Below are 20,238 nucleotides of genomic sequence, written 5' to 3'. Positions count from 1 at the left end.
TTTGTATCAAGATCTTGAGTCTTTTGTGTAAAGAGCTATAATTTTAGAGATAATTCTATTTGTCGTTTTAATAATTGGTATGTAATTATATGATTTTTTTTAACAAGCAATCTTTTTTCTATGCTTTTTTAATAGTAAGTTTTGTTCGTGCACCTTTTGCTCTTGCATCTGATTTACCTGACATAGAATCTTATGCACCTGTAGATTTTATTACTCCTGAATTTAAAAATAGAAAACGCGCAAAGAGTTCTGCTGAAAAAGATGCAATGACAAAGCTTTATAAAGAAAAAAAAGATCATGAAAATAATTTAGAAAGTGCTGAAATAATTGAAAATTTATTTAAAAAAAGACTATTGAACTCTGTAAATAAAGTTGAGATGAAGCTTTTTGAACGCACATTTGATTATATGAAGATATATACTCCTGAGAAAAAAAAACGAACATTGGCACGCAATAGCATTGAAAGAGCATGCGATGAAATAATTTTAGAAAAACAAGAGAATCAAAATAGCACAATAGTTGAAAAAAATAATATAGTTGCTTCTGAAATGAAATCATCTTCAGTAGTAGCGCAAATTGCTTCAAAATGTGCGTCGGTTCTTTCTTCTCCTGAAGTCAAAGGATGTGCAGCTATTGATCTTCACCATATTATGAATCCTACATGTTCTTATGATGAAGACAAATCATTAAAAAGTATTAGTGGTGGGCATGTTTTATTTAATTATTATTCTGAAAATTTGATAGAAGAAGATGAAATGGTTTTTGTCGGCCAAGACAATGAAACAGTAGGTGTATCTGTTTCAGGAAAAATTTCAAAAACTTTGCGAGCAGATATCACGGAGTTATCTATTTTAGATGATTTAAAACATGGAGTAACTGTTGCAAAAAGTCCAGATGATAGACGTTTTAAAATTAGTAAAGTTGGTGAAAATAGGTATTGTGGATCATACCAAGATCCTGCAAATCCTTTACTATATTTAACACAGTTTCCACTACTAGTAGTTGATGATAAAATAATAGATGAAAATAATGAAATTTATCTTGGCGCTTTTGCTCAATTAAAACAAGATGGTACTGCTGATAAAAGATTTAAACATCAAAAACAATTTAATATTCCGGTAGATATTTTTAATGACGCTATGCTCATGGGGAAAAAATTTCTATCAGATGAAAATAAAATTATCTTTGTTGAACTTACCGAGCAATTAGATAATTATTTTAAAGATGATTTGCAAAAATTAGGAAGAACTTCTTTTCCTGCGCAAATATACGGAGTTTCTCAAAAAGTTTCTAAAATTTTAAAATAAAATTTTTATTTTATATGATTTGTAAAAAATAAGCTGATTTTCATGTCAGCTTATTTTTTTATGTTTTTTAAACATTCGCCACAAATATTTCCGGAGGTAAGCGAAGCGACATCGTAGGTTTGTATCCACATGTAAATTTGGTTCATACAGCTTAGCCTGCTAACTCTATGAATCATTTGTTCAATAGATTGAAATGCTCGTTGAATTTGTTACCCTATCTGACATAGTATTTTTCATTAAAAAAGGTTGTGGAATGGTAATAAATAGACGACATGTTTTTTGGTTTTGTTTTGTTTTTTTATCAGCGTTATCGGCTGCATTGTCATATAAATATTTTGATGTCGTGGCGCCTATTGTACAGCTTTCAATTACTGCTGATAAAGATCAGGTTGTTGCAAGCGCTCATAAGATTGCATCTGATTTAGACTGGAATATGACAGGATATCAAACATCAGTACAGTTTGCATCTGATGCAAATTTACAAAGTTTTATAGAGCTTGAAGCTGGTGGAAAAGATGCTTTTATTCAAATGTTTCAATCTGGGGCATATTATCCATATCAATGGCAAGTAAGATTTTTTAAAGAACATGAAATTGTTGAAATGAAAGTCTTATTTAGTCCTGAAGGTGAAAAAATAGGATTTTATCAAAAAATATCAGAAAAATCTCAAGGAAATACGCTATCAAAAGAGCAAGCGATGGCTCTTGTTGAAAAAAATATATCATTGTGGTGTCCAAAATTTGATAGGTATGCTTTAGTTGAATACAATTCTGAAAAACAAGATACGGGAAGAGTTGATCATTCTTTTGTATATGAGCGTACTGATTTGACCATTGGGAAAGGATTATATCGATTTACAGCAGTTGTTTGTGGTGACGTGCTAACTCAATGTGAACCAAGTGTAAAAATTCCAGATGAATTCTTACGTCGTTATAAAGAAATGCGTTCAGCAAATGAACTATTAGCACATTTTGGAACTTTTATTTTTAAGTTAGTATATCTCTTTATATTAGCTCTTTTTGGGATGATATATTTATATCGTCGTAATTACTTGTTTGCAAAAGCAGCTTTTTTAACTTCTTTTTGTGTCGCAATTCTTGAATTTTTTAGCGGCTTGAATGAATATCAGCTCTGGTGGAACTCTTATAACACCATTCAAGCAACATCAACATTTATCATGATGAAATGTTTTGGTATTTTTTTAGAATTTTTTGTTTTACTCAGCTTTGTTTTTGTAGGGCTTGTTGTTGCTGAAGCTGCAGGCAGACTTATTTACAAGCATCATATTCAATTTTTCTCATCATTGCAGTGGCCCGTTATAACATCACAAGAACTTTTTAATCAAGTTTTGATTGCATACTTGTGTACTCCATGTATGTTTGGCTATGAAATATTGTATAGCTATCTGACAGATCATTATTTAGCATGGTGGTCGCCAGCATCAAGTATGGCAGACCCAAATGTTGTAGCTTCATATTTACCATGGTTTGGACCGATTAGCATCTCGATTCGAGCTGGCTTTACCGAAGAAGTTTTATTTCGTGCATTGCCACTTGCGATGATTGCTCTTGTAATACAAAAAAGTAAGCATAAAAAAGTATGGTTTGCGGTTATGTTTATGCTGCAAGCATTAGTTTTTGGAGCTTGCCATGCAAATTATCCAAACCAACCATTTTTTGCTCGTCTTGTAGAATTGATAATTCCTTCATTTGGTTTTGGTTTTTTATACTGCAAATTTGGTTTGATTCCAGGAGCGTTGTGTCATTTTGTATATGATGCAATTCTTTTTGCTCTGCCGGTATTTTCATCAACGCTTCTGTTTTCAAAAGTCATGGTTGTCTTTTTAATTGGGCTTCCCCTGTGGACTGTCTGTGCGCTGTTTTTGTATAACAAAAAATTACAGACAGCTCCTGTTGAATTGTATAATGAGGCATTTCATACAGCAGAATATATTCCGGTGCAACCAGAGCCTCGCAAAATTGGATCTAAAATCCCAGCAAGAAATCTTATTATAGCATTATTTTTGGGTGTGATTGGGAGTTGTTTGTGGTTTATGACTGATCATAATCGATCAGATGTAGGTGTATTACAGGTTACCAAAGCACAAGCTATAGCATGTGCAGCAAAAGCATTAGAAAAAGAGTATCATATCGATGTTCTATCTAATTTTAATGCTATTGCAACAGTTCAAGATCAGACGATGAATAGTCAGCATCGTTTTATATGGCAGGTGTATGGTAAGGAAGTGTGCCAAGATATGCAATGTTCATATTTGCAAGGGGTGACATGGCTTGTTCGTTTTGTTCAATTTAGTCGTCCTGTTGAAGAACGTTGCCAAGAATTAAGAGCTTATGTTGCAAATGCTTATTGCACACAAGATGTAGAAATTGATGAAATTTGCCCAGAAGTTATTGGCTTGCAACATTATATCCCCGAGCATCATACTGGTGCTGATATTTCAGAAGAAAAAGCATTGGATATTGCGTATGCTTACATTCAAGATCGATTTTTACTTGATAAACAAAATGTTGAGTTGATTTCTGTGGTAAGTAAAAAATTAGAGCATCGTCGAGATTGGACTATTGTTGTGCAAGACCTTGAATTTTTTGATTTTAATCAAGAAGGGCAAGCTCGTATACAAATTACTATTTCTGGTGATGTGGTAACTGAGTACAGTCGATTTATTTTTGTTCCAGAAGATTGGAGCCGTGCAGATCAAGCATTTTTAATTAATCTGAGTATGTATAAAATAGCTTTATATTTTATTTTAATTTTATTTGTTTTAATCGCATGTATCGTTGGGATTAATAAATTATTAACCTCGTTATATGGCACAAAAATTTTACGAAATAAAGCTCTATTTGTTTGCACGCTTGTTACCATTATGAGTATTAATAACTTTTGTATCTATGTGGGAACATTTAATACTGCAGAGCCTTTTTATGAACAATCAAGTCGGGTTCTCTTACAAATTATTTTAGGCAACATTTGGCAGATATTTTTCTTTTCGGTGTTTTTAACTATTGCAGCTGTTGGCTTTATTAAAAGTAAAACAAAAAAATATCTGCAGTCATGGGGTATTGCAGGCGCAATTGGACTGTTTTTATCAGGTATCTTTTCGTATGTAGATCAGTATCAAATAACATTGCAGCCACAATCATGCAATACAACTTATGCTGGGGCATGGTTGCCAGCATTATCATTTTGTGGAGCAATGCTGACGCAATATTGTTTGTTTACCTCCTTAGTAATAGTAATGTTTTTATTGGTAAAGCAATTGTCAAAAAGCTGGATGCAACTTGTCGTTATGATTCTGTTTAGTTGCTCATTTCAAGCTCTTTTTGTAAGTCAGTCTGTATCTGGCATGGCATTGCAAGGCATAGCCATGGCAATTGCTTTATATATAATTTATAGACTCATTTTACAGTATGATATGACTTTATTACCAATTGCTATGGTGTTAACATGCATTATGAATTATTGCATTCCAGAAATTATGTATCCATCGTATGCAGGATCTGCAATGCATGCATTGCTAGCAATAGGGATGTTGCTGATAGTATCGTTATTTTTTTATAAGCAATCGCATATTGAGTAACTAGAAAGAGCCCATGCAATTTTTAATGATTGTATGGGCTCTTTTGTTTTTAAAAAATTAAGTTATTAGCTAATACTATTATTAGAAACATCCCAAATCCCAGTTCCATCTTTTTTGAATTCACTACCTGCGCGTCTTACACTTTGTGAAGGCGTATGATACGCAGGACAAGTTGATGGTCCCATATATGCAGGGGCACAATCTGTATTAGCTTTATGATATACCATTAGATAATAACCATGATCTGAAGAAAAATTATAATGATTCTCTTTATCGATAGGATTTTGCTGAATGTAATTAGGATCATTAAATTGCCCAATATATTGATTAGCACCTAGATTAATCACTTTTACTTGAGTAGTATAAACTTGCTCAGCAGGTTTATCCTTGTGTTTTTTATTAGCTTGTGTAGCTGTGGGATTTAAAATAAATCCAAGCATTACCATCATTGATAATTTTTTAAATGACATTTTCATAACGTTCTCCTTTTTTGTTTTTGATATTATTCACCATGAATAATTCATTGTGAAATTATTGTAGCAAATCCCACCCCCACAAAATCAACAGTTTGTGAGTAAAATTTTCATTATGAGATTTTGCAGGTTTGCAAATAGCAGGTCAGGTTATCTCAAAAAAAGTAGATTGGAATGCAGAATACATAAAAAAGGGGCTTGTGATAAGCCCCTGTAATTGTTAGTAGAAATTCTTGGTTAAATATGCTCGACCTGATTCGACCATAATCATGACGGCAAGGTCAGTTGGCTTGAGTTGCTTGCAATATTGCTCTGCAGGGTATCAAACAGGATAACTAGCTTGTTAATATTGTATGTTTACTAGATACATGTATAAGAAAATTTTATAAAAAATATGAGTCGACGAGAAAATTGATTCTTTCTCATCGACTCATAAAAATTCAAAATATATTTTGATTATTAAAATTGCATAGTATCTTTTTTATGCCCATCAAAATATTTATCAATTGCAGGTCTGTATGTAGTATCTACAGCTGGTTTATTAAAGTCTTTAATAAGATATTGAATTTCATATTTATCTTTACCAACACTATCTGCGAGTGTAAATGGTTGAGTTTCGCCTGCAGTAATTGTTCCAAGTTTAGTTTCTGCACCCCAAACAGGTCCATAAAAATAATTATTAGCTGAAGTCGCGTCTACAAAATGATTTTTTACTTTTTGCCAGACCTCAACTGTTTGTGGACCGCTATTATGGATGCGAATATTTTTAGCATATATATTTTCAGCAGTTATTGCTACGATACAGCTAAAAGCTATAAATTTTAATAACTTTTTCATAACGTTCTCCTTTTTTGTTTTTGATATTATTCACCATAAATAATTCATTGTGAAATTATTGTAGCAAATCCCACCCCTTATAGGTCAACAGTTTGTGAGTAAAGTTTTCATTGTGAGATTTTGCAGGTTTGCAAATAGCAGGTCAGGTTATCTCAAAAAAAGTAGATTGGAATGCAGAATACATAAAAAAGGGGCTTGTGATAAGCCCCTTAAAAGTTTAGTAGAAATTCTTGGTTAAATATGCTCGACCTGAGTCGCCCATAATCATGACGGCAAGGTCAGTTGGCTTGAGTTGCTTGCAATATTGCTCTGCAGAGTAGGCAACAGGATAACTAGCTTGTTAATATTGTATGTTTACTAGATACATGTATAAGAAAATTTTATAAAAAATATGAGTCGACGAGAAAATTGATTCTTTCTCATCGACTCATAAAAATTCAAAATATATTTTGATTATTAAAATTGCATAGTGTCTTTTTTATGCCCATCAAAATATTCATCACTTGCAGGTCTGTATTGAGTATCTACAGGCTGTTTATTAAAGTTTTTAATGAGATATCGAATTTTGGTGCACGAGCAGAAGCCATCGTAATCAACATCATCTACTAGTGTAAATTGTGTAGTTTCTTTTGGATTAATTGTTCCAACCAGAGTTTCTTTACCCCACTCAAAATTATTAAGTCCATAAGCAGGTTTACCATTACAACATGTTGTATCTCCATATGTGGGTTTTTTTGGGTAACCATCTTTTTTTTGTTGCCATAACTCAACTCGTTGGGTACCAGTATTATGGATATGAATAGTTTTGCCTTTACCGGCATATATATTTTCAGCAGCTATTGCCATAAAACTAAAAGCTATTAATATAGATAACTTCTTCATAATGTTCTCCTTTTTTGTTTTTGATATTATTCACCATAAATAATTCATTGTGAAATTATTGTAGCAAACCCCACCCCTTATAGGTCAACAGTTTGTGAGTAAAGTTTTCACTGTGAGATTTTGCAGGTTTGCAAATAGCAGGTAAGGTTACCTCAGAAAAAGGAGATTGGTATGCAGAATGCATAAAAAAGGGGCTTGTGATAAGCCCCTGTAATTGTTAGTAGAAATTCTTGGTTAAATATGCTCGACCTGAGTCGCCCATAATCATGACGGCAAGGTCAGTTGGTTTGAGTTGCTTGCAATATTGCTCTGCAGCGTAGGCAACAGCACCACTGCTTGGCCCAGCTAAGATGCCTTTGTTTCGTGCAAGGTGTTGCAGCATTGCAAGTGATTGTGCATCTGGTGCTTCAAAAAATTCATCAACAATATCATAATTTAAAACAGGAGAGTCAAAATCAACACCCATGCCTTCAATTGCGTACGGTTGTGGATGACCTTTTGTTGATCGGTACGAAACGTTTGAATCGACAGCGATAATTTTAATATTTGGATTTTGTTCTTTTAAGAATCTGCCAGCACCACTAATGGTTCCACCTGTTCCCGCAGCTGCAATAAAATGGGTGATTTTGCCTTCAGTTTGTCTCCAAATTTCTGGCCCGAGTGATTTGTAATGTGCCATAGCATTTGCCAAATTAAAATACTGGTCTGGCATAAATGAGTTTGGAGTTTCTTTATGAATGCGCATTGCTTGTGAATGGTAGCTGTTAGGATCTTGCAAAAAACTTGTTGCAGGGCACATAACAACTTGTGCACCATAAGCTTTTAATGTTTCTAATTTTTCTTTACTGACTTTTTCAGATACGGCGATAATTACTTTGTATCCTTTTATCGCGCCTATCATTGCAGTTGCGATTCCCTGATTACCAGATGATGCATCAATAATCGTGCCACCTGGTTGCAGTATGCCACGTTGCTCAGCGTCTTCAATCATAAAGAGTGATGATCTATCTTTAACGCTTCCACCAGGATTAAGATATTCTAATTTTGCGTACAATTGGCATGGAGTTTGTAAGTCAACTTGCACCAAAGGTGTGTTTCCAATTGCTTGCAAAAGGTTGTTATGCATCATGATCAGCCCTTGTTTAGATTGTGTAGATTAACATTATTGAGACGATAAAACCATAAATTGCAAAAGTATCGATCATGGCTAATGCTAACAAGCCGACTTTTGAAATAATCGAATAATGTTCAGGATTTTCACCAATTTGATCGCATGCAGCAGAACCTGTTGCACCTGCACTGATGCCAGTTCCAAGGGTACTCATACCCATACAAAAAGCTGCAGCAATAAAACAAATGCCTTGAATAATTGGTGCTGTTGGTGAAATTTTAACATTTAAGATTAAAAGTGATACCAAAAGCGAAAAAATCACGGGAGTTTCGATAATTGCTTCTGCAATAAACGTAAAAGGTAATATTTTTGTGTATGATTTTCTGTTAATCCCAACAGCTTTACATGCTGAATAGGCAAAAAGACTTAATCCAAGACATGGTCCAATGCTTCCAAGACCAATTGATAAACCTGCTGCAAGAAGTTGTAAGCCTTCATTTAAACTGTTTACGGTTGCTACTTTTGCATTGATAAGCAAAGCAATAATGAATCCAAAAACGTTAGGAGTCATGATTACGGTTTGTGTCAGAAGCATGAGTTGTAATATTTTATTAGCAAAAAATGGTTGTCGTGCAACTGATAAGCATGCAGCCTGTGCTGGTAGAGATGATGCAATACCTGCAATAAATCCTGATAAGCCGATTGCTATTCCAATGCCAATTCTACCAAGAGCTGCGCTTTCGTAGTTTAAAGGCACTGCGGTGTCAATGTTTAAAACGATTGATATAACAAGACCTAAAATAGCAGCAGTTTCGGTTAGTGATAAACCAACGGTCGATATTTTATTAATTTCTGATGATGCGCTTGGTTGAATGGTAACAGCTTGTAAAGATTTTAATCCGATAAGACCTTGCCCGATGCCTGCACCTAAAGCTGACATGGTTACCGGTATAGAAATCGAAAGTATATGCATTATTTCAATCATAATTATTCAGACTCCTCGTCAGATACGATTTCCATTGATAGATAAGTTAGGGTAAGCATAGCAAAAACGAAAGCTTGAATAATTCCTTCAAATAGCCCAAAAATTATAGAAATAGCAAGGTTAAAGCCTGTCATTAAACCAATAGTTTGCATAATCCAGGAACTTTCAAGCGCTTGTAAAGATAGGTGAGCAATTACATAGCCACCAAATATATTTCCAAAAAGTCGAAATGAAAGAGATATAATTGAAGTTAATGTTCCAATGATATTAAGAGGAAGCATTAAAAAAAATGGTTTTGTAAAATCTGATAGGTATTCAAAAAAACCTTTATGATAGATAGCATAACCTTGAACGTAGCAAAATGAGATGAGTCCAAGTCCTAGTGTTGTATTTAAATCTCGTGTTGGTTCTTCAATGTAGGGAATAAATGCCATAGCGTTACAGAAGACAATAAAGGTAAAAAGAGATCCAATAAAAGCTAAATGTTCAAGAGGAGCACTATGCAGCGTTTGTTGCAAAAGATCCTTAAAACCATCGACATATTTTAAAATAATAAATTTAGTAACGGATTGTTTTCTTTTCAGTATGCGATGCGCATACAGTGATACTGCGATAATCATCAGGGTAGCGACAATTGTCCCCAAAAGTGTATCGGTATGAATTGTCCAAAATGGATGAGTAAACCCATAGTGAGCAAGTGGCTGCCATTGATGACCGGTCAGGATATTATTGTTTTCCATGCAGGAGCTCTTTGAATTTTAAAATAATTAGCCAATATGCTACTAAAAATGAAGTTACTAAAATTATAGGATGTATCTGAGTTGATTTCAACATAATATAGAAAAAAACAGAGATGACAAGGAGCCGTATCGTTGATATGACTGCTGCAAGGAGTGGATTTTTTGATAAAAATAGGACTTTCTGTGTATGTAACAGAGAAAGTCCAAATAATAAACCACCAAAAAAAGTTATGCAAATAGCTTGCAACATTATTCAGCTATCGTTTCTTTATATTTTTCATATTCTGAAATGATAGATTTACTGCCGGTAATAACAATTAAAGACTCAGCATTGTTGTGAGCTGTTTTAATTGCGTTGAAAGCATCAGCAAAGTTTGCATAAGCTTTCGCTTTTATTTTAGCAGTTTTAGCAGCATTTGTTATTTTTACAACATCCCAACTTGCTTTTGTTTTTTCACCAACTGTTGTTGGTATTGTAGGACAAAATGCAATAGATCCAGATGATTTTTTAAAGAAATAACGAGCTTGTTTTATAAATTCTTCATTATCAAATTGTCCTTCATGACAAGCGATAATAAGTGATGTTTCTTTATAATCTTGTTGATAGCAAAGAAGTCTTGCACCAAGAAATAAATTACTTAACGCGTCTAAATTGTCAGCATTATCGAGCAAAATATTCGATTTTTTAGTTTGAATAAGTTGGAAACGTGATGGTAATGTTGTGACAACTTCGCTCCAAAATTGTTCAATAGTTCTTTGCGGAGTCATTTCTGCAACTTTTTTAGCTTCAAGCGTAGGTCTGCCTCTTAAACCTTTTGGTTTATTCAGTAAGCTATCTGCTACTTGGACTTTGCCATGTGATGTTGAAAAATTATCGATGTAGATTCGAGTAATTCTTTCTGCCAACGCAGCACAACGACCATGGAGCTGTTCAAATGGGTACTGTAATGGAGCTAATTTTCGTATAGGCATTGACCAGATACTACCTTTGCTTTCAGCAAGTTGTGCCATGATTTGCAAATTAAGTTTATTTTGATCTGCAGATACAAAGTGAGAGTTTGGAGTGATCATGGTCATAATATTTGTTATGCCAGCATGAGTATCTTCATCTTGAGAGTTTGCAACAATTCTTGTTACAGCAGATATTTTTGGATTGCAATACATCACAGGATCTAAACCATACATAGAGCTATTTTCAAAAATAGCTACATCAACATTATTTTCATGAAAGAAAATTAATGCCATCATAGTCAATATATCTTTTGAAGTTGCAGCTATTTTGTTATCTTGTGCAGTTTGAATAACTTTATTTGCTATATCAGTAAAGCTTGTATTTGATATATAATTTTCATTTATAGAAAAGCGTTCATTGTATAAAGTTATGTGAGGAGTGTAAAATGCACCAGCTTTTAAATTTTCTTCTTTAAATAGTTTGCATGTAAAGTGAATTGTTGTACTTTTTCCGCTTGTACCTGAAACGATAGCGATGTTTAATTTTTTAGACAAGTTTCCAAAGATTTCATCAAGTTGGCTGATTGCCATGAAATTTTTTGTTTGACCCCAATTCTCATCCAAATACTGAACAATTTCATTGTACGTACGATGGGAGTTAATTATTGGGTTTTTTTTATTTTGGATCTTTGTATCAACTTGAACCATAACTTCCCCACTTTGAACAAAATATGACTAAAAAGATGAGACTATATTTTTATTTTTTACCATGATTTGCGACTAAAAAAAATTATAGTGCATACAAGTAAAATGTCAAATAATGGCAAATTATAAATCTTTAACTTGTTTTTTATTTTAAATAATTTCAAATTGAAAGAAGCTTGCGAGCTCTGTAATTCAAATTATTACTATAGAGTTTTGCTCTCTATTTTCTATGAAAACTCGGGGAATTTGCTTGCTGGTGGGCATCATACACTATTTCTTTACATGAAAAAAGCGTAACGTGGCCGCTGCCACCGATATTTCCGGAGATGAGCGAAGCAATATCGTAGGTGCACATACTTATTTTAAATTTGGTTCACGCAGCTTCATCTACATTATTCATCAATGAACTATTATATTAGATTCAATTTGAATATAATTGCAAAACAGTTGATTTGTAATATCGCCTTATTGTAAATTGTTATACAGAAATGATATTCACGTAAGAATTCATACTATACCAGGGGGAGGTGTTATGAGACTGTATAATATTTACATTGGGTTAATATTTTTATTAAGTATTACTATTTTAGATGCTCATGTTATGATTCGCTCTATTAAAAATAATACTGATATTGCGTATCAAGTTGTTCATCATAATGATATGTCAGGTTGTTCAGATTTTAATCAAGGTAAGAATGTGCAAATTAATGCCCACAGTTTGTATGAATATCCTTTTTTATTAGGATCAGAAAAACCTGGGCTTGTTTTGCAACCAGTTGGTTATTATGATAAAAAATCAAAAATCTATTATTCATTTCTCAATGATCAAGGCTCAATTGATAGAGCATCTCTACAAAAAGCTTTTGATGCATGGCAAAAAAATTATGGTGTCTATAAAAAAGGCATTGATATTTGGTTTGATCAATGGTTGTGTGGTGATATAGGAGTCATTCATAATCATGTAGAATTTTTTGGTTATTTATCAAATGAAGAAATGACTATTATTCAAAATAATAAAAATTTTCATTCTTGTATGATTAATTATTCTGAAGGTCTGTTTTCAAGACTATTTTTAGATATTCATATTGAGCAAAAAAAGAATAAAGGCATTGTTCCTCATGTTCAAAGTTTTGTTGGGCAAGGTGGTTTTTGCCAAGATGGAAAAATTATTACGTTAGCTTAAAACAAGAAGAGAGCTTGTTGCGCATAACAAGCTCTCTTCTTTCTTGATTGATTGAACCAATTTTTTACGATAGGTTTTTTCCCTTGGTTTTCTATCAAAACTTTGGGCATTGGCGGGGTGTGTGTGCCTGATGAATTTTTTTACATCCAAAATGTAAAATTGCTTTTGCCAACCATATTTCTCCAGATGATCTCAAGGATATCGCAGGCTTGTATCTTAATTTTTATAATTAGTTCACACAGCCTTAATTAAGTTATAAAAATCAAAGTTATTTCTTTGATCTTTTAGCTTCTTCTTCTAATTCTTTCTTCTTATTTGCTTCTACTTCAGCAATAGCATCATTGATAGCTTGTTGCATTCCTGCAAAGATTGGTTCTAAAGATTTTTTAGTATGTAGTATTGTTGTCGTAAATTTATTGTAATATTCAGTAACATCTTCTTGCGTGATTGTAGGTATTTTTGTAAGATCTTGCTTGGTCATAATGTTTTGATGAATGAATGCAGCTAGACCTGCTGTAACGAATTTGTTCATTGGGCCTGCAGACATGATACTTGATGTTAAAAGTAATGCACAAAAAGAAATTGTTGTATTGAATTTCATACTCAGACCTTAGAAAATAAATTAATATATTTTTTGATGAAAGCTTTCTGTCAATCATACTTGTCAGACAAGTATAGCTATCTTTCTTTTCTCGTCAAAAATTAAAATTTAGATCGAAAAATAAGAAATGCATGCAGGTTGCAAGAGAACAAAAAATATTGCACCTGCTGCTAAGTAAGGGCCAAAAGGAATCTTTACAATACGTTGTTGTCGTATTGCCATAATTATAAGTGTGATAATTGTGCCAAGAAATGAACCAATGGTAAGAGCAACCCAACATCCAAGTGGACCGGTAAAGGCTCCAATCATTGCAAGTAGTTCTAGGTCGCCTTGACCCATGCCATCTTGCCCTAATAAAGCTTTGCTTATTGTCTTTGCACACCATAATAAAAAATATCCAAAAAGAGATCCAATAATTGCCATAGAACATGACAATGGTAATTGATTATACACTGTTGCAAGATACGCAATTGGTACAAGATAGAGGGTGACATAACGTGATATAAGCATCTGATCAAGGTCAGTTCGTATAGTTACGATAAGTGCTGAAAAAAATATAAAATAGGCTGGAAAGTAGTGAGCCTCAGTATAATTATATAATAGAGCAAAGAGCAATGTTGATATAATTTCTATGAAAGGGTACAACCAAGAAATTGGTTGTTTGCATGATCTACATTGACCACGTAAATTAAACCAAGATACGATAGGTAGATTATCGTACCAGGCAATAATCTTTTTGCACGAAGGGCAAAAAGATCTGCGCTGAAAGAATGAGTTAAGATGAAGTAATCGGTATCCTAATGAATTAAGATATGAACCCCAGGCAAGAAACATCAGGATGGATAGTATCAACCACCATCCTGATGTTTTCTAACGTCTTGAGCTGCTAAAGCCATCGCTAATTCAAGTCGTTGTTGCTTTTCAAACTTTGAATCATATTCAAATTTAAGATTAGGAACATAACGAGCTTTAATTTCTGATGACAAGCTTTTACGCATTGAAGGCTTATAAAGCTTCAAAACTTCAAGCTGTTCAGCATATTTTTCATAACCTTCATTTGTATAAAAGTAAATCGTGCACCAACCTTTGTCCGAAGACAGTTCTACACGATTTACGAATAAACCTGATAGACGATTATCATCCATAGCTACGGTATGAAACATCGAAGATATTTCACGTAATAGTTGAGACTCTTTTTGAGCTCGTTTGATTTCTGAAACTGCAGAAGAATTAATCATTATTGCTTAGTATAAAGTTCGCCACGAGTAGCTAATCTCATGAGATTTTGTTTAATAGCGCGAATAAGACGTTTTCTCTTTTTTTGAGTTGGTGATTCGAAGTAAACAACACGTTTCATGTCCCTTACAATACCTTCACGTTCAATTTTCTTTTTTAATTGACGAAGAGCTTTGTCCACATTTGCTGTGACGAAAACTTTAACGTTTGCTTGTTTTTTCGACATGTTAAATCAACCACCTTTGAAAAAATTAATAACAATTATCTATAATATCTTTTTAATTTTACGCATTTTTCAATCAAATGTCTAGATTGCATTAAAACAAGAAGTTTAAACTTCCTAATATGGTATTAGAGCAATAAGCATTCGATTGAGATAGTGCTCCTTGCCAAGCGACACTTAAATATATCCCAGGTTGTAGTTTAAAATCAAGAGCTGCTGTAAACATTTGTGAAGACCATGGAGAAAGGTCTTCGAGCATGTTTGGGATAAAATATTGATTTCCTACTGATCCTGCAAGTGGCGTCAGCACATCACGTGAATGTTGAATATAGTTATATTTGAATAGAAAGCTAATATTTTTAATAAATTCGATTGCGTTCATATTTGCTCCAAAATGCCAGTTGAAACCAGGAGCAACGTTAAAATCTCTACGGTATGGATATAAAACACGTTGGAGTTCATGGTTAGGGCATGGCATTGCGTAAATATCTTGTGATGCAAATAAGGTAGCACCGCCTTCAAATCCAATTTCAATACTGTCAACAAAATCAAATGTAATCCCAATAGTACCACCAGCTGAAAAATGCCCATTGTTTCCAAAAGGTAATGAGTATACTTCAGAATAATTTCTGTGACTTGATAATGGAACCGTGCAGCCAATTTCACCGTATGGAGTAATAAGCATAGAAGCATATTTTTCTTCATCTTCTTTTGGAACCATAGCAAACGTATGACGAGCGAAAAATGACAAGCGTAAATCTTCAACGCCAGCGGCTGTAAAGCTTGAAATATCGTAATCAGCACCACCGTTAGCAGAGAGAAGGTCATCAGTATTATTGGTGATCCAATTATTAAATGTTGATTGAGCTAATGGAAGTGGAATTTGGCCTTGAGCTGCATCGTTAGAAACTGTATTTAATAGACTATAAATAGTTTCTTGAGTTGTAATTGAACCTGATGAAGTAATTGTTGGAGGAGTTACTGTTGAAAGTGTAATTGGATTTCCTGCTGTTTGTGATATTTGACAGATACCACCTTTAACAATGACTCCAAAGTTGTCAGAAATATCAAAGTTAGCTTCAAAGCGTAAACCAGTTTTTTGATAAATAAGTGGGATTGATATTGCACCAAAAAGAATTGGATCTTGGTCAAGCACTGATTGGGACAGTATGCTTGGAGATGTAAAAGTATCATTTGTTGCTCTGTTAAAAATAATTGCATCACCAGCTGTTTGATCGGTGCCAAGTCCATTGAGGTTTAAAACAGCATTTTGTAAATTTAAAGGTAAACTTGTTGCTCCAACTGTACCTGTTGTAATGTCTAGTGTTATACCAGTATCAAGATTATTTTCCCAAATGCTATTACCGTTTTCATCAGGTCCTAAAAGAAGGCCAAGAGGAAAGGGCGTACCTTGATAATCTGACATTTCTGTACCAGGTTGTTTTGCAATAGGATTGCCTGATTCATCAATTCCTGTTGAATAGTCACCAAAAAATTGATTTGGTTTGGTACCCTGAGCTTTTATAGCACGTTGAATATATGGAGAGAAGTTGATACCAATTTTACGACGTTTGCCTGGGGTATTATCAATAATTTGTCGTTTAACTAACGTAACAAATTGAGTATCGGGTGGCATATTTAAGTTAGCAGCGTTAAATATAGGATATGGATCCCATGATTGCAAACTACTGAGATCAGCAGATAAAATTGATGGCAGGCACAAAAAGAGCGCACTGTAGAGAAGCTTTTTGCTTTTAAATATCATTATTCTCTTCCTTTTTCTACAAAGGAGCATTGTTGTTTATACATGCCCTTATTATCATTTCTTATATGTCTAAAGAATCATTGGTTCAATAAGTTTGTGTATCGATATCCCAAAAATAATACATGCTGTTGTTAAGCCAAGTATAGTTTTAATATTTTGTCCAGATTTCCATTCAGCTTGCTGAAATAAAAGAGCAATCATCGTTGTAATATAAGGAAAAATTAATCCAATGTCAGTTAATGTAAAAAAGAGATCTTTATTATGAATATTTTTAAAGCATATAAATATGATCAGGCCGCAAGCTAATACGGTTGTTTTTTGTGTAATTGTTCCATTTTTTACCAGTTTTTGCAAACGAGGTGATCGAGTAATTGTGCAAAATGATAATAATAGTTCACTACCAGCCCAAATCATAGAATGAACCGTTCCAAGCATTGCTGAAATAATAGCAAAATTAATAAGGTGAACTATGAAAGTATAGTCGGGAAATAAAAATTGAAGAGCTTGTGGAATTGTTGCATCTGGATTTGACGTGAAAACGGTTAAAGGAACAGCTAAAATAATAGAAGATATGAAAAAGAAGTAGATAATGCCAACAATGCACAGAGCATATAATAATGCTTTTGGCACATTTTTTTCTGGTTTTTCAACGATGTTAAAAAGTGCAGTGACTGATTCAAAACCAAATAAACCAAAAATTGCTACGCGAGTACCTTCAATAACACTGATAATACCATACGGCATAAAAGGGTTTAAGTTGACTGGACTCATTTTGGTGAAACATAAAAATGTTGTTGCAATCAATGGAAAAAGGGTGCACGCAATTAAAATATATTGTCCAATTTGTGATAAGACTGCACCCATCATATTTAATCCAATAAGTACTGTTAACGTAATCGTACCTAAAACTTCTGCTGATACAGATGGAATAAGATTATGGAGATATTCACCTATAATTCTGCATAGCAGCGTCATGGCAAATAAAAATCCTAAAAGGTATGCACTTGCTGCAATCAGTCCCATGGTGTGGCCACCCCATTGACGTGTATAGGTATAAAAAGATCCTTGCTCTGGCCATAAATAAGCTGCACGAGCAATGGACTGGGCTATAAACCAAACGGCAAAAAATGCAAATAAATAGGTTAAAATGCCAGCAGCACCAACTTTTGATGCTAACAATGAGGTAATGCCAAAAATACCTGCACCAATCATAGCGTTCATACCAATAATTGTTGCTGTTCCAACGCCTATTTTATTTGATTTTTCTAGTGACAATTGATTCCTTAAACGTATCAGGGTGTTTTAAAATAGAATAAAAATCTATTTTTTGTTATTCTATACAAGAGAAAATCTTAGTTTAATATAACGAATTTTTGAAAAAGTACAATTCATGAAATATTGTCTTTATTATCGAGCGAAAATAGAAAAAGAATTATGTTGGATTGTGACGTCCACATTGCGGTATTCAGAGTATCTTGTATTTGATCGATGCTATGACAAAGAGCAGAGTATTTTTGAGTTTTTTGTAGCACCTGATTTACAAGATGTTTTTGTTTCTATCATGGCAACTTTTGAAAAACATGGCATAGTTTCTCAACTTCAATTTTTACCAAATCGTCTTTTAGATGAAAACGAGCAAGTTTAATGAGATAAACTTGCTCGTTTTGTTTTTGTTTTTATAATGAAATTTATTTACGTGTTTTATAAATACATTCTTTTTTTAACATATTAATATATGTAATTTGATCTTGGCGGTTCATATTTGCACCGCGTTCTTTAATTGCTATAGCGGCTGAAATGTTACCATTTTTTATCATATATTGTATTGGTGTTAAACCATTACGATCTGGAGCATTTAAATATTCAGGATAATTATTAAGAACTGCGTTAACTTGATTTTCTGTTGTTGCAACATGCAACGGAGTTAAACGGTTATCATCTGATTTTTGCTCTGATGTGTTTTTTTCACTACTCAACAGCTTTGAATTGTATGAGCACATAAACAAAACAGATAGAATAATTGAAGTTGTTTTTATATTATTTTTCATAAGATTTTTACCCCCTGTATTCTTATTTTTTTATAATAGTTATATACAGTATATCATAAAAAGTTCACATTGTCTTTTATTTTAAAACAATGCGAACTTTTATTTTCTGGGTGAATTACTTATGTGTTATGAACAAATTCTTTTTTTGATTTCTTCAAAGCCTAAACATTTTTCAAGTTCAGCAATACCAAGACCTTTTGGACTTCCCGTGATTTTTAATCGAACAAAAGAAAAGAAATCTTTCATAGCGATTTGTTCAGCTTGAGCTTGTTGTTTTGCTGTATTTAAAAATGCCTCAAATGTGATGCTGTTCTTGAGATCATTAAAAATAATTTGAAGTTTAGCTTGTGTAGCAAGATCAACTATTGCGTTATTCATTTGTTCTGGAGTAACGACTGGAGGTGTAAAATAAAATCCAAGAAGTGTTGTAATATCTTCTAAAATAATAATATCAGTTTGCACCGATTGAATTAAGATTGATAATTTTTCATCTGACATAGTTGAAATATCATATTTTTTAGCTAAGAAAGGTTTGCATAGCTGTACAAGATCTGCAAGTGCTGTGCGAGCTATCCATTTGTGATTAACCCAGCGTAATTTCTCAATATCATATTTAATCTGATTTGAGGTATGCATGTTATCAAAATTATAAGCATCTGCTAATTGCTCCATTGATAAAATTTCTTGTTCAAACGAAGCGCCAATAATACCTAAGTAGTTAACAATTGCTTGAGGTAAAAAGCCTTCATTTTTGAGATCTTCTAAAGAAAAACCTTGGTCTCTTTTTGATAATTTTTTACCAGTTACGTTAAATAAAATAGGTAAATGCCAAAAAACTGGAATTGGATGTCCCATTGCAAGCATAATTGCAATTTGACCAACGCTATTTGTTTGGTGATCTTGTCCTCGTAAAATATGAGTTATTTTCATTTCTATGTCATCAATACAGTTTGCAAACATAAAAGTGAAGGTTCCGTCAGCACGAGTTAAAGCAAAGTCAGAAAAATTCTTAAGATCAAATGTTAAGGTGCCACAACCAAGGTCTTGAAATTGAATTGTTTTTGTTTCATCAACTTTCATACGCCACACAAATGGAACTGCTGCATCAAGTTTTTTTTGTATATCAGCTGCTGATAATTTTGTGCAGGTGCGGTCATAACGAGGTGGATTTTTAAGCGCAATTTGGCGATTGCGTTTAATTTCTAATTCTTCTTGTGTGCAAAAACATCGATACACTGAATTGGTTGCTTGTAGAATTTCTAAATTTTTTTGATAAATATCATGACGTTCAGATTGATAGTATGGTGCGTATGGGCCGCCAATGATAGGACCTTCTTGGTATGACATACCAAGCCATGCAAGGTGATGCATAATTTGTTGAGCTTGTGGGTCAACATTTCGTTGAGTATCAGTGTCTTCAATACGAAGAATAAAAGTTCCATGAGTTTTTAATGCGAATATATAGTTTAAAAGTGATGTTCGCACATTACCAATATGCATAGTGCCTGTAGGTGATGGCGCAAAGCGAACTCTGTTTTTATTCATAAGGAGATCTTTACTCTTATTTTAGAATTTTAAGCTTAATTATTTTAT

19 protein-coding genes are annotated in these 20,238 nt (G+C 33.3%); 4 read left to right on the top strand and 15 right to left on the bottom strand.

Annotated features, from left to right (window positions below; all coding sequences use genetic code 11):
• Positions 1–89 precede the first annotated feature (89 nt).
• Both C0J27_RS02205 and C0J27_RS02200 read left to right on the top strand, forming a co-directional pair.
• Entirely contained in the window at positions 90–1,307 is a 1,218-nt protein-coding gene (locus C0J27_RS02205) for a hypothetical protein (protein WP_115585565.1), read from the top strand.
• 253 nt (positions 1,308–1,560) lie between these two features.
• Positions 1,561–4,905: a CPBP family intramembrane glutamic endopeptidase gene (locus C0J27_RS02200; protein ID WP_162801735.1), complete on the top strand. Its 3,345-nt coding sequence runs from the start codon at positions 1,561–1,563 to the stop codon at positions 4,903–4,905.
• Positions 4,906–4,970: 65 nt separating this feature from the next.
• Here C0J27_RS02200 and C0J27_RS02195 read toward each other — a convergent pair whose 3' ends face one another.
• The 7 genes from C0J27_RS02195 to C0J27_RS02160 form a co-directional block, all read right to left on the bottom strand.
• Positions 4,971–5,381: a hypothetical protein gene (locus C0J27_RS02195; protein ID WP_115585563.1), complete on the bottom strand. Its 411-nt coding sequence runs from the start codon at positions 5,379–5,381 to the stop codon at positions 4,971–4,973.
• Positions 5,382–5,837: 456 nt separating this feature from the next.
• Positions 5,838–6,215 (bottom strand): hypothetical protein, encoded by a 378-nt coding sequence (locus tag C0J27_RS02190; protein ID WP_115585562.1) that lies wholly within the window; start codon positions 6,213–6,215, stop codon positions 5,838–5,840.
• Positions 6,216–6,671: 456 nt separating this feature from the next.
• Positions 6,672–7,097 (bottom strand): hypothetical protein, encoded by a 426-nt coding sequence (locus tag C0J27_RS02185; protein ID WP_115585561.1) that lies wholly within the window; start codon positions 7,095–7,097, stop codon positions 6,672–6,674.
• 217 nt (positions 7,098–7,314) lie between these two features.
• Positions 7,315–8,226, bottom strand: coding sequence for a PLP-dependent cysteine synthase family protein (locus C0J27_RS02180; RefSeq protein WP_115585560.1), 912 nt, complete (start codon positions 8,224–8,226; stop codon positions 7,315–7,317).
• Positions 8,227–8,239: 13 nt separating this feature from the next.
• Positions 8,240–9,193 carry an ATP synthase subunit C-like protein gene (locus C0J27_RS02175; protein WP_115585559.1) on the bottom strand — a complete coding sequence of 318 codons (954 nt, stop codon included), beginning with the start codon at positions 9,191–9,193 and terminating at the stop codon, positions 8,240–8,242.
• Positions 9,194–9,195: 2 nt separating this feature from the next.
• On the bottom strand, positions 9,196–9,933 hold the full coding sequence (gene atpB / locus C0J27_RS02170; RefSeq protein WP_115585558.1) for a F0F1 ATP synthase subunit A: 738 nt from the start codon (positions 9,931–9,933) through the stop codon (positions 9,196–9,198).
• 249 nt (positions 9,934–10,182) lie between these two features.
• Positions 10,183–11,592 (bottom strand): folylpolyglutamate synthase family protein, encoded by a 1,410-nt coding sequence (locus tag C0J27_RS02160; RefSeq protein WP_115585556.1) that lies wholly within the window; start codon positions 11,590–11,592, stop codon positions 10,183–10,185.
• A gap of 529 nt (positions 11,593–12,121) precedes the next feature.
• Between C0J27_RS02160 and C0J27_RS02155 the strand changes: the two genes are divergently transcribed.
• The gene (locus C0J27_RS02155; RefSeq protein ID WP_115585555.1) at positions 12,122–12,772 is read left to right on the top strand and encodes a hypothetical protein; all 651 of its coding nucleotides are present in this window, start codon (positions 12,122–12,124) and stop codon (positions 12,770–12,772) included.
• A gap of 268 nt (positions 12,773–13,040) precedes the next feature.
• On the opposite strand, the gene C0J27_RS02150 is transcribed toward C0J27_RS02155, so the two are convergent.
• The 6 genes from C0J27_RS02150 to C0J27_RS02125 all read right to left on the bottom strand — a co-directional run bounded on the left by C0J27_RS02150 (position 13,041) and on the right by C0J27_RS02125 (position 17,872).
• Entirely contained in the window at positions 13,041–13,373 is a 333-nt protein-coding gene (locus C0J27_RS02150; RefSeq protein ID WP_115585554.1) for a SpoVR family protein, read from the bottom strand.
• Positions 13,374–13,481: 108 nt separating this feature from the next.
• Positions 13,482–14,225 (bottom strand): prepilin peptidase, encoded by a 744-nt coding sequence (locus tag C0J27_RS02145; protein WP_162801734.1) that lies wholly within the window; start codon positions 14,223–14,225, stop codon positions 13,482–13,484.
• Positions 14,222–14,611: a ribosome-binding factor A gene (locus C0J27_RS02140; protein WP_115585552.1), complete on the bottom strand. Its 390-nt coding sequence runs from the start codon at positions 14,609–14,611 to the stop codon at positions 14,222–14,224. The genes C0J27_RS02145 and C0J27_RS02140 overlap by 4 nt, the downstream gene beginning before the upstream one ends.
• Positions 14,611–14,835 carry a 30S ribosomal protein S21 gene (rpsU, locus tag C0J27_RS02135; protein ID WP_115585551.1) on the bottom strand — a complete coding sequence of 75 codons (225 nt, stop codon included), beginning with the start codon at positions 14,833–14,835 and terminating at the stop codon, positions 14,611–14,613. Before rpsU ends, C0J27_RS02140 begins: the two co-directional genes overlap by 1 nt.
• A gap of 91 nt (positions 14,836–14,926) precedes the next feature.
• Positions 14,927–16,597 (bottom strand): hypothetical protein, encoded by a 1,671-nt coding sequence (locus C0J27_RS02130; RefSeq protein ID WP_115585550.1) that lies wholly within the window; start codon positions 16,595–16,597, stop codon positions 14,927–14,929.
• Positions 16,598–16,666: 69 nt separating this feature from the next.
• Positions 16,667–17,872 carry an APC family permease gene (locus C0J27_RS02125; protein WP_115585549.1) on the bottom strand — a complete coding sequence of 402 codons (1,206 nt, stop codon included), beginning with the start codon at positions 17,870–17,872 and terminating at the stop codon, positions 16,667–16,669.
• Positions 17,873–17,987: 115 nt separating this feature from the next.
• On the opposite strand from C0J27_RS02125, the gene C0J27_RS02120 reads away from it, so the two are divergent.
• Complete coding sequence (locus tag C0J27_RS02120) at positions 17,988–18,242, top strand: hypothetical protein (RefSeq protein ID WP_115585548.1); 255 nt, start codon at positions 17,988–17,990, stop codon at positions 18,240–18,242.
• A gap of 43 nt (positions 18,243–18,285) precedes the next feature.
• Here C0J27_RS02120 and C0J27_RS02115 read toward each other — a convergent pair whose 3' ends face one another.
• Both C0J27_RS02115 and gltX read right to left on the bottom strand, forming a co-directional pair.
• Positions 18,286–18,645: an ankyrin repeat domain-containing protein gene (locus C0J27_RS02115; RefSeq protein ID WP_115585547.1), complete on the bottom strand. Its 360-nt coding sequence runs from the start codon at positions 18,643–18,645 to the stop codon at positions 18,286–18,288.
• Between the two features lie 126 nt (positions 18,646–18,771).
• Positions 18,772–20,190 (bottom strand): glutamate--tRNA ligase, encoded by a 1,419-nt coding sequence (gene gltX / locus C0J27_RS02110; RefSeq protein ID WP_115585546.1) that lies wholly within the window; start codon positions 20,188–20,190, stop codon positions 18,772–18,774.
• Between the last annotated feature and the right edge of the window lie 48 nt (positions 20,191–20,238).

Origin of the sequence: Candidatus Chromulinivorax destructor, from assembly GCF_003366055.1 — a bacterium.
Classification (GTDB): domain Bacteria; phylum Babelota; class Babeliae; order Babelales; family Chromulinivoraceae; genus Chromulinivorax; species Chromulinivorax destructor.
This window is presented reverse-complemented; position numbering and strand designations above follow the sequence as displayed.

Excerpts from the sequence above, each read along its gene's own strand:
- C0J27_RS02140 (WP_115585552.1), bottom strand. The coding sequence starts at position 14,611 with ATGATTAATTCTTCTGCAGTTTCAGAAATCAAACGAGCTCAAAAAGAG.
- C0J27_RS02150 (WP_115585554.1), bottom strand. The coding sequence starts at position 13,373 with ATGAAATTCAATACAACAATTTCTTTTTGTGCATTACTTTTAACATCA.
- C0J27_RS02130 (WP_115585550.1), bottom strand. The coding sequence starts at position 16,597 with ATGATATTTAAAAGCAAAAAGCTTCTCTACAGTGCGCTCTTTTTGTGC.
- C0J27_RS02115 (WP_115585547.1), bottom strand. The coding sequence starts at position 18,645 with ATGAAAAATAATATAAAAACAACTTCAATTATTCTATCTGTTTTGTTT.
- atpB (WP_115585558.1), bottom strand. The coding sequence starts at position 9,933 with ATGGAAAACAATAATATCCTGACCGGTCATCAATGGCAGCCACTTGCT.
- C0J27_RS02155 (WP_115585555.1), top strand. The coding sequence starts at position 12,122 with ATGAGACTGTATAATATTTACATTGGGTTAATATTTTTATTAAGTATT.
- rpsU (WP_115585551.1), bottom strand. The coding sequence starts at position 14,835 with ATGTCGAAAAAACAAGCAAACGTTAAAGTTTTCGTCACAGCAAATGTG.
- gltX (WP_115585546.1), bottom strand. The coding sequence starts at position 20,190 with ATGAATAAAAACAGAGTTCGCTTTGCGCCATCACCTACAGGCACTATG.
- C0J27_RS02195 (WP_115585563.1), bottom strand. The coding sequence starts at position 5,381 with ATGAAAATGTCATTTAAAAAATTATCAATGATGGTAATGCTTGGATTT.
- C0J27_RS02200 (WP_162801735.1), top strand. The coding sequence starts at position 1,561 with ATGGTAATAAATAGACGACATGTTTTTTGGTTTTGTTTTGTTTTTTTA.
- C0J27_RS02185 (WP_115585561.1), bottom strand. The coding sequence starts at position 7,097 with ATGAAGAAGTTATCTATATTAATAGCTTTTAGTTTTATGGCAATAGCT.
- C0J27_RS02205 (WP_115585565.1), top strand. The coding sequence starts at position 90 with ATGATTTTTTTTAACAAGCAATCTTTTTTCTATGCTTTTTTAATAGTA.
- C0J27_RS02120 (WP_115585548.1), top strand. The coding sequence starts at position 17,988 with ATGAAATATTGTCTTTATTATCGAGCGAAAATAGAAAAAGAATTATGT.
- C0J27_RS02180 (WP_115585560.1), bottom strand. The coding sequence starts at position 8,226 with ATGATGCATAACAACCTTTTGCAAGCAATTGGAAACACACCTTTGGTG.
- C0J27_RS02190 (WP_115585562.1), bottom strand. The coding sequence starts at position 6,215 with ATGAAAAAGTTATTAAAATTTATAGCTTTTAGCTGTATCGTAGCAATA.
- C0J27_RS02160 (WP_115585556.1), bottom strand. The coding sequence starts at position 11,592 with ATGGTTCAAGTTGATACAAAGATCCAAAATAAAAAAAACCCAATAATT.
- C0J27_RS02175 (WP_115585559.1), bottom strand. The coding sequence starts at position 9,193 with ATGATTGAAATAATGCATATACTTTCGATTTCTATACCGGTAACCATG.